This is a genomic window from Streptomyces sp. NPDC059564 (genome assembly GCF_042735575.1).
In the GTDB taxonomy this organism is placed as follows: Bacteria; Actinomycetota; Actinomycetes; order Streptomycetales; family Streptomycetaceae; genus Streptomyces.
The window spans coordinates 1-7,474 of record NZ_JBHWBP010000370.1 but is presented as its reverse complement, the minus strand read 5'-3'; the positions used below and the strand labels follow the sequence as shown (position 1 = coordinate 7,474).

At 70.3% G+C, this 7,474-nt stretch carries 9 protein-coding genes; 4 read left to right on the top strand and 5 right to left on the bottom strand.

Annotated elements, in window-relative coordinates; genetic code table 11:
- Positions 1–417: 417 nt before the first annotated feature.
- On the bottom strand, positions 418–1,059 hold the full coding sequence (locus tag ACFV0Q_RS35435) for a DNA-3-methyladenine glycosylase (protein WP_385011213.1): 642 nt from the start codon (positions 1,057–1,059) through the stop codon (positions 418–420).
- 132 nt (positions 1,060–1,191) lie between these two features.
- Between ACFV0Q_RS35435 and ACFV0Q_RS35430 the strand changes: the two genes are divergently transcribed.
- The 3 genes from ACFV0Q_RS35430 (at position 1,192) to ACFV0Q_RS35420 (ending at position 3,200) form a co-directional block, all read left to right on the top strand.
- Positions 1,192–1,974, top strand: a complete 783-nt coding sequence (locus ACFV0Q_RS35430) for a sporulation protein (RefSeq protein ID WP_385011211.1) — start codon at positions 1,192–1,194, stop codon at positions 1,972–1,974.
- Positions 1,975–2,013: 39 nt separating this feature from the next.
- A complete protein-coding gene (locus ACFV0Q_RS35425) occupies positions 2,014–2,547 on the top strand; it encodes a YbhB/YbcL family Raf kinase inhibitor-like protein (protein ID WP_385011209.1) in 534 nt (177 codons plus the stop codon).
- Positions 2,548–2,696: 149 nt separating this feature from the next.
- Entirely contained in the window at positions 2,697–3,200 is a 504-nt protein-coding gene (locus ACFV0Q_RS35420; protein ID WP_385011207.1) for an HNH endonuclease, read from the top strand.
- Between the two features lie 39 nt (positions 3,201–3,239).
- Here the strand turns inward: ACFV0Q_RS35420 and ACFV0Q_RS35415 are convergent, their stop codons facing one another.
- The 4 genes from ACFV0Q_RS35415 to ACFV0Q_RS35400 form a co-directional block, all read right to left on the bottom strand.
- The gene (locus ACFV0Q_RS35415) at positions 3,240–4,013 is read right to left on the bottom strand and encodes a sulfite exporter TauE/SafE family protein (protein ID WP_385011215.1); all 774 of its coding nucleotides are present in this window, start codon (positions 4,011–4,013) and stop codon (positions 3,240–3,242) included.
- 108 nt (positions 4,014–4,121) lie between these two features.
- Entirely contained in the window at positions 4,122–5,096 is a 975-nt protein-coding gene (locus ACFV0Q_RS35410) for an SPFH domain-containing protein (protein WP_385011205.1), read from the bottom strand.
- A gap of 84 nt (positions 5,097–5,180) precedes the next feature.
- Complete coding sequence (locus ACFV0Q_RS35405; protein ID WP_385011203.1) at positions 5,181–5,609, bottom strand: NfeD family protein; 429 nt, start codon at positions 5,607–5,609, stop codon at positions 5,181–5,183.
- A 46-nt stretch (positions 5,610–5,655) separates the two neighbouring features.
- Complete coding sequence (locus ACFV0Q_RS35400) at positions 5,656–6,456, bottom strand: ABC transporter ATP-binding protein (protein WP_385011201.1); 801 nt, start codon at positions 6,454–6,456, stop codon at positions 5,656–5,658.
- Between the two features lie 133 nt (positions 6,457–6,589).
- Here ACFV0Q_RS35400 and ACFV0Q_RS35395 point away from each other — a divergent pair, with 133 nt between their 5' ends.
- Positions 6,590–7,369, top strand: a complete 780-nt coding sequence (locus ACFV0Q_RS35395) for a hypothetical protein (protein ID WP_385011199.1) — start codon at positions 6,590–6,592, stop codon at positions 7,367–7,369.
- Positions 7,370–7,474 lie beyond the last annotated feature (105 nt).

Sequence of the window (7,474 nt, the reverse complement as noted above, 5' to 3'; positions counted from 1 at the left end):
ACGGACGCTTCCTTTGTACTCACCCTCTCGGGCTTTCCTCCGGGCTTTCGTTCTGTTCTTGCGTTTCCGACTCTATCAGACTCTTTCGTGTCCGATTTCCTCGACGCTTTCGAGGTTCAACGCTTTCGCGTTTTCCCTTTCTAGCGATTCCAATCTTACCAGATCATTTCCGCGCCCGTTTCCGGCTTGGATTTGAATTCGGTGACCATTGGAGGGTCTATGCCTTTCGGCGCTCCGCTACGTTAGCGCTTTCCCCTTCCGGCTCATAATCGGGCCGATGGGCGGGAAATCCGGGCATGCCGAATAAGACCCCGCCAGGGGTAAGTCGTAGGTAGTGGTTTGGCCGCTCCGGGGGTCTGCGAAGGCAGTGACCCGTTCAAGCGGCTCGGGCTACGTTAGGCGTCCGTCACAGTCGAGTCAAGTTGAGCGGCGGCGTGGCGCGTGCGGGCGGTAGGGGCTCACGGTGGGGTCGCCGCTGATCCAGTAGCGGTACGGGTGGGCGGCTCCGGCGCCGCCCACTCCGGTGCGGGGGCCGTTGCCCACCAGGTCGGGCGGGGTGGCGGTGCCCGTGAGGAGGGACAGGGGGGATTCCGGGCCGGCGCAGAGGTCCGCGCCGTCGAGGGAGCGGTCCACGTCGAGGGCCGTGGCCAGGCGGGCCGGGCCTTTGGCCAGTTCACGGGGGTTTCTGGCTGAAAGTCGGCGTTTGGCGGCCAGCTCGGCGCCCACCGTCACCTCCCCCGCCCGCAGCAGCACACCACTCGCGTGGTCGGGCGGGCCGCACACCAGGTTGAGGCTGAACCACATGCCGTAGATGAAGTAGACGTACGCGTGTCCGGGCGGGCCGAACATCGAGGCGTTGCGGGCGGTGCGGCCGCGGTAGGCGTGGGAGCCGGGGTCGGCCTCCCCCTCGTACGCCTCCACCTCGGTGATGCGCAGTTCCAGGGGGCCGTCCGGCGTACGGCGGACGAGGATGCGGCCCAGCAGGTCGGGGGCCACGGTGAGGACCGGGCGGTCGAAGAAGGACCGGGCCAGGGGCGTACGGTCGGGGCGCGCGCTCATCCGGTCGAGCGTAGTGGAACGGGTACCCGTGCAACCGGGGCCTAAGGTTCCGCGTTGGTAAGGGGTAGTCGCGGCGCGGTGCGGTAGGCGTCGTCGCCCGATCCTTCAGATCCGTATCAGGGGAGATTGAGCATGGGGTTCAAGAAGCTGTTCGCGAGCCTGGGTGCCGGTGGGGCCTCGGTGGACACGATCATCACCGAGCCGAACGTGGTGCCCGGCGGGATCGTCCAGGGCGAGGTCCGCATCCAGGGCGGGTCCGTGGAGCAGCAGATCGAGGGGCTGTCCGTCGGGCTGCAGGCGCGCGTGGAGGTGGAGGGCGGCGACAACGAGTACAAGCAGGACATCGTCTTCACCAAGCAGCGTCTCGGTGGTGCCTTCAAGGTGCAGGCCGGCGCGCTGCACGTGGTGCCCTTCGGGCTGGAGATCCCGGCGGAGACGCCGATCACCCACTTCGGGGGTCAGCACCTGCGCGGGATGAACATCGGGGTGAGCACCGAGCTGGAGATCGCGCGCGCGGTGGACGCGGGCGACCTGGACCCGATCAACGTGCACCCGGTGCCGGCGCAGCAGGCGGTCCTCGACGCGTTCCGGCAGCTGGGCTTCACGTTCCGCAGCGCGGACATGGAGCGCGGGCACATCCGCGGTACGCGGCAGACGCTGCCGTTCTACCAGGAGATCGAGTTCCTGCCGCCGTCGCAGTACCGGGGGCTGAACCAGGTGGAGCTGACGTTCATCTCGGACGGGCGGGAGATGGACGTCGTCCTGGAGATGGACAAGAAGCCGGGTCTGTTCAGCGAGGGCAGTGACACCTACCGCTGCTTCCAGGTGGGTCTGCAGTCGTACGAGGGAACGGACTGGGCCGCGTACCTGAACCAGTGGATCGCCTCCGTCGGTTCGCAGCGCAACTGGTTCTAGGCTCGGGCCCGTACGCGCATCCGATCAGGAGGTACAGCAGTGGCCGAGCAGAGCAGGGCGCCCCTTCCGCACGCTTTCCACCCGGAGGTGCACGCCTTCACGGTGACCAGTGCGGATCTCGCTCCCGGAGCGGAGCTGGGTGACGCCCAGGTCCTGTCGGGCGGGAACGTATCGCCGCAGCTGCGGTGGGAGGGCTTCCCCGAGGGGACGAAGAGCTTCGCCGTGACGTGCTTCGACCCGGACGCGCCGACGGGCAGCGGGTTCTGGCACTGGGTGCTCTTCGATCTGCCGGTGTCGGTGACCGAGCTGCCGGCGGGTGCGGGCGGCGGCAAGTTCGAGGGGCTGCCCGCCGGGGCGGTGCACGTGCGCAACGACTACGGCACGCGGGACTTCGGCGGGGCGGCTCCGCCTGCCGGGGAGCGGCACCGGTACGTGTTCACGGTGTACGCGGTGGACCAGGAGAAGCTGGGGCCCGGCGCGGACGTCTCTCCGGCCGTCGTCGGGTTCAATCTGCGGTTCCACGCGCTCGGGCGGGCCCAGCTGATCGGTGAGTACGAGTCGCCGGCGGGTTGATCGTTCTCCGAGCGTTTGCCCGGTCCTGGTCTAAAGAAGGCCAGGACCGGGCATTTTTATTGCGTTGTCCCGCGTGGCGCGCGCGGCCAGAGTGGTTGCGGGCCCTGCAGCCGGTGTGGTCGCGGGCCTGCACACGGGAGGTGGGCGAGATGCGGGACACGCTGGTGCTGAATGCGAGCTTCGAGCCGCTGTCGACGGTGACGCTGAACCGGGCCGTGGTCCTGGTGCTCCAGGACAAGGCCGTGGTCGAACAGTCGCATCCCGAGCTGCGTGTCCGTGCGGCCACCATGGAGTTGCCGATGCCGCGCGTGATCAGGCTGTGCAGGTATGTCCGGGTGCCCTTCCGAAGACATGCTCCCTGGTCACGGAGGGGGGTGTTGGTCCGGGACCAACACCGGTGCGCGTACTGCGGGAAGCGCGCGACGACCGTGGACCACGTACTTCCGCGGGCGCAGGGCGGTGGGGACACCTGGTTGAACACGGTGGCCTCCTGCGCCTTCGACAACCACCGCAAGGCGGCGCGGACTCCGGAGGAAGCGGGGATGCCGCTGCTGCGCAAGCCCTTCGTGCCGTCTCCGGCGGACGCGATGCTGCTCGCCCTGGGGGTCTCCGCGCAGGAGGACCTGCCCGAGTGGCTGGGGCGTACTGCCTGAGGGGCCGGTCCGCTGGGCGACGTATCGCGGGTACGTCGCTCAGCGGAGCAGGAGCTGGACGATCGCGAGGATTCCGACCGTCACGATGACGGCGCGCAGGACGGTCGGCGGGAGGCGTCGGCCTATCCGGGCGCCGATCTGGCCGCCGATGGTGGAGCCGACGGCGATCAGGACCACGGCCGTCCAGTCGAACTCGGCGACGAAGAGGAAGAAGACGGCCGCGATGCCGTTGACGAGGGCGGCGATGACGTTCTTGACGGCGTTGACGCGTTGCAGGTCCTCGTGGAGGAACAGGCCCATCAGGCCCAGGTAGAGCACGCCCTGCGCCGCGCCGAAGTAGCCCCCGTACGCGCTGGAGAGCAGCATGCCGGTCATCAGGGCCGGTCCGCCGTCCGCCGGGGGGCCGCTGTCGGCCCCGGCGGCTTCCTGGCGGCGGCGCAGGGCCGCGGCCAGGCGGGGCTGGAGGATGACGAGGACGAGGGCCAGGCCGATGAGGACGGGCACGATCGTGTCGAAGGAGTCCGACGGCAGCGTGACGAGCAGGATGGCGCCCGCGAGGCCGCCGACGAGGGAGACCGCGCCGAGGCGCAGGACGCGGGAGCGCTGGCCCTGGAGTTCCTTGCGGTAGCCGAAGGCTCCGCTGAGGGAACCGGGCACCAGGCCGAGGGTGTTGGACACGTTGGCGGTGACCGGGGGCAGTCCGGTGGCGAGCAGCACCGGGAAGGTGATCAGCGTGCCGGAACCGACGATGGTGTTGATCGTGCCGGCGCCGATTCCGGCGGCGAACACCGCGAGTGATTCCCAGAGCGACATGGACAGAGACATGGACATGGACGGAGCCATCCCCTTTGCGTGAGGGAGTCGCCTCCCCGCCATGAAGGTCGAGGGGCCTCACCGATCATGCACGAGGGGACGGCCGCGTCAGTCGATGGGGGGCTGTTCGCGGCGGTCCGCGCCCTTGTCGGCGTCGCCGCCGCCCTTGCCGGTGCCCTGGGGGTTGAAGCCGGTCGAACCGCCGCCCATGGGGCCGAAGTTGCCCATGGCGCCCGAGAGGCCCTTGAGCGCGTCTCCGATCTCGCTGGGCACGATCCAGAGCTTGTTGGCGTCGCCCTCGGCGATCTTCGGGAGCATCTGGAGGTACTGGTAGGCGAGGAGTTTCTGGTCGGCGTCGCCGGCGTGGATGGACTCGAAGACCGTACGGATGGCCTGGGCCTCGCCCTCGGCGCGCAGGGCGGCGGCCTTGGCGTCACCTTCGGCGCGGAGGATGGAGGACTGCTTCTCGCCCTCGGCGCGCAGGATCTCGGACTGGCGGACACCCTCGGCCTGGAGGATCGCGGCGCGCTTGTCGCGGTCGGCGCGCATCTGCTTCTCCATCGAGTCCTGGATGGAGGTCGGCGGCTCGATGGCCTTGAGCTCGACGCGGTTGACGCGGATGCCCCACTTGCCGGTGGCCTCGTCCAGGACCCCGCGGAGCGCGGCGTTGATCTCCTCGCGGGAGGTCAGGGTGCGCTCCAGGTCCATGCCGCCGATGATGTTGCGGAGGGTGGTGACGGTGAGCTGCTCGATGGCCTGGATGTAGCTGGCCACTTCGTACGTCGCGGCGCGGGCGTCGGTCACCTGGTAGTAGATGACGGTGTCGATGTTGACGACCAGGTTGTCCTGGGTGATGACCGGCTGCGGCGGGAACGGGACGACCTGCTCGCGGAGGTCGATCCGGTTGCGGATCGAGTCGATGAACGGAACCACGATGTTGAGGCCCGCGTTGAGGGTGCGGGTGTAGCGGCCGAACCGCTCGACGATGGCTGCGCTGGCCTGCGGGATCACCTGGATCGTCTTGACCAGGGCGATGAAGACCAGAACCACCAGGATGATCAGGACGATGATGATCGGTTGCATGCGGTTCCCCGTGCCCTTCCGGCTGTCTGTGCTGCCCCGTTGAACGGAGTCTCGCAGACCCGGGGCCCGCGAGCAGGCTGCTTGTCACATGACGACCGCGGTCGCCCCGTCGATCTCCACCACGTCCACGGACTGGCCGGGTTCGAAGCTGGTGTCCGCGTCGAGGGTGCGGGCCGACCAGATCTCGCCGGCGAGCTTGATGCGGCCGCCGCTGCCGTCGACGCGTTCGAGGACGACGGCGGATCTGCCCTTCAGCGCGTCGATGCCGCTGCGGTGTTGGGGCCGCTGGTCGCGGTGGCGGTTGGCGATCGGCCGGACGACGGCGATCAGCGCGACCGACACGATGACGAAGACCAGGACCTGTGCGACCACTCCCCCGCCCAGGGCCGCGGTGATGGCGGCGGCTACGGCGCCGACCGCGAACATGCCGAACTCCGGCATCGCGGTCAGGACGAGGGGGATGCCCAGTCCGACCGCGCCGATGAGCCACCACACCCATGCGTCGATGTCCACATGGTCATGGTAGGTCGGCCGGGCGCGGTCCGGACAGGGGGCGTGACTAGCGCAGGGGCAGGCCCTGGGCGGTCCAGCGGTCGTGCTCGTTGCGGTCGACGACCAGCGGGAGGCCGAAGCAGAGGGAGAGGTTGCGGGAGGTCAGCTCCAGGTCGATGGGACCTGCGGTGACGACCTTGCCCTGGCGGATCATCAGGACGTGGGTGAAGCCGGGGGCGATCTCCTCGACGTGGTGCGTGACCATGACCATCGACGGGGCCATGGGGTCGCTGGCGAGGCGGCCGAGGCGGCGTACGAGGTCCTCGCGGCCGCCGAGGTCCAGGCCGGCGGCGGGCTCGTCGAGGAGGAGGAGCTCGGGGTCGGTCATGAGGGCGCGGGCGATCAGGGTGCGCTTGCGCTCGCCCTCGGAGAGGGTCCCGAACTTGCGGTCGAGGTAGTCGCTCATGCCGAGGCGGTCGAGGAAGGCGCGGGCGCGCTGCTCGTCGACGTCCTCGTACTCCTCCTGCCAGGTCGCGGTCATGCCGTAGGCGGCGGTGAGCACGGTCTGCAGGACGGTCTGCCGCTTCGGGAGCTTGTCGGCCAGCGCGATGCCGGCGACGCCGATGCGCGGGCGCAGCTCGAAGACGTCGGCGCCGGGCTTGCCGAGGGTGCTGCCGAGGATGGTGGCGGAGCCCTTGGTGGGGAAGAGGTAGCTGGAGGCGAGGTTGAGCAGCGTGGTCTTGCCGGCGCCGTTGGGGCCGAGGATCACCCAGCGCTCCCCCTCCTTCACCGACCAGGAGACCTGGTCCACCAGAGCCCGGCCCTCGCGGACCACGGATACGTCCACCAGCTCCAGAACATCGCTCATGAGCGTGTTGTCACCCCTTGCAGTCACGGTTCTCTGTGCGCCGGCAGGCGCAGCCCCAGGGGAAAACCTACGCCACTCGCGGAGGGGTCCGGGCGCCAGGCCGGGTCCCGGGGCGGATCCGTAAAGTAGGGGGATGCTTTTCGAACCACGTTCAGGGCGGCTGGCCGCCTGGGGGAACGCTCTGCTGGCCGGTCTGGTCTCGCCCGACGAGGCCGTGTTGTCGATCGTGGGCGAGGACGCCGTGCACCGGGTGGCCGGGCTGCCGGGGGAAGCGGGGCCGGTCGGGCTCACGCTGGCCCTGGGGCGGCTGCGGGCGCTGGGGGTGCGCGGGCTGCGGGTGGCGCTTCCGGCGCCGGGGCATCCGCTGGGGCTCAGCGGGCCGCCGGAGTTCAACGCGCGGGCGCTGGAGGCCGAGGAGGCCGTGGTGTGCGTGGGCGCGGCGCTGGGCTTGGTGCCGGAGGTGACGGAGGCGGGCCCGGCCGGTGACGTCCACGTCTCGGTGGTGTGGCACTGCCTGCCGGTGCGGGAGGCCCCGCCGGCGGACGTGCCCTCGCTCGGGGAGGCGGAGCGGGAGCTGGCGGAGGCCCTGCGGGAGGCGACGGTGGCGCTGACCCGGCTGGACGTGGCGGGGTCGGGTCCGGTCGCGGACGCGGCGCTGTCGGCGTACCGGGCGCGGGCGGAGGCGGGCCGTGAGGTGCTGGCGCCGGGGTATCCGCCGCGGGCGGTGCGGGTGCTGGCGCTGGCGCAGCGGGTGGACCTGATGGTGTCGCTGGCGTACGAGAACGGGCACGGGGGTGCGGTGGCCGCCTCGGAGATGGCGGCGCGGGCCGAGGCCTTGCGGCCCGTTGAGCGGGTGGCTCGGCGGGCGCTGGCGGCGGCGTACAACGCGGCGGTGGAGGAACGGGGGCGGTAGCCTGCGGCGGGCTTCCTGGGGCTCCGCCCCAGACCCCGCGCCTCACACTCCCCCGGCTACCGCTGGGAGGTGCCCCCGGGCGAGGCTGGAACTGCGGGGCTGAAC

What these genes read in the sequence shown, in the direction of transcription:
- ACFV0Q_RS35435 (WP_385011213.1), bottom strand. Translation starts at nt 1,059, where the DNA reads ATGAGCGCGCGCCCCGACCGTACGCCCCTGGCCCGGTCCTTCTTCGAC.
- ACFV0Q_RS35430 (WP_385011211.1), top strand. Translation starts at nt 1,192, where the DNA reads ATGGGGTTCAAGAAGCTGTTCGCGAGCCTGGGTGCCGGTGGGGCCTCG.
- ACFV0Q_RS35420 (WP_385011207.1), top strand. Translation starts at nt 2,697, where the DNA reads ATGCGGGACACGCTGGTGCTGAATGCGAGCTTCGAGCCGCTGTCGACG.
- ACFV0Q_RS35415 (WP_385011215.1), bottom strand. Translation starts at nt 4,013, where the DNA reads ATGTCGCTCTGGGAATCACTCGCGGTGTTCGCCGCCGGAATCGGCGCC.
- ACFV0Q_RS35410 (WP_385011205.1), bottom strand. Translation starts at nt 5,096, where the DNA reads ATGCAACCGATCATCATCGTCCTGATCATCCTGGTGGTTCTGGTCTTC.
- ACFV0Q_RS35400 (WP_385011201.1), bottom strand. Translation starts at nt 6,456, where the DNA reads ATGAGCGATGTTCTGGAGCTGGTGGACGTATCCGTGGTCCGCGAGGGC.
- ACFV0Q_RS35395 (WP_385011199.1), top strand. Translation starts at nt 6,590, where the DNA reads ATGCTTTTCGAACCACGTTCAGGGCGGCTGGCCGCCTGGGGGAACGCT.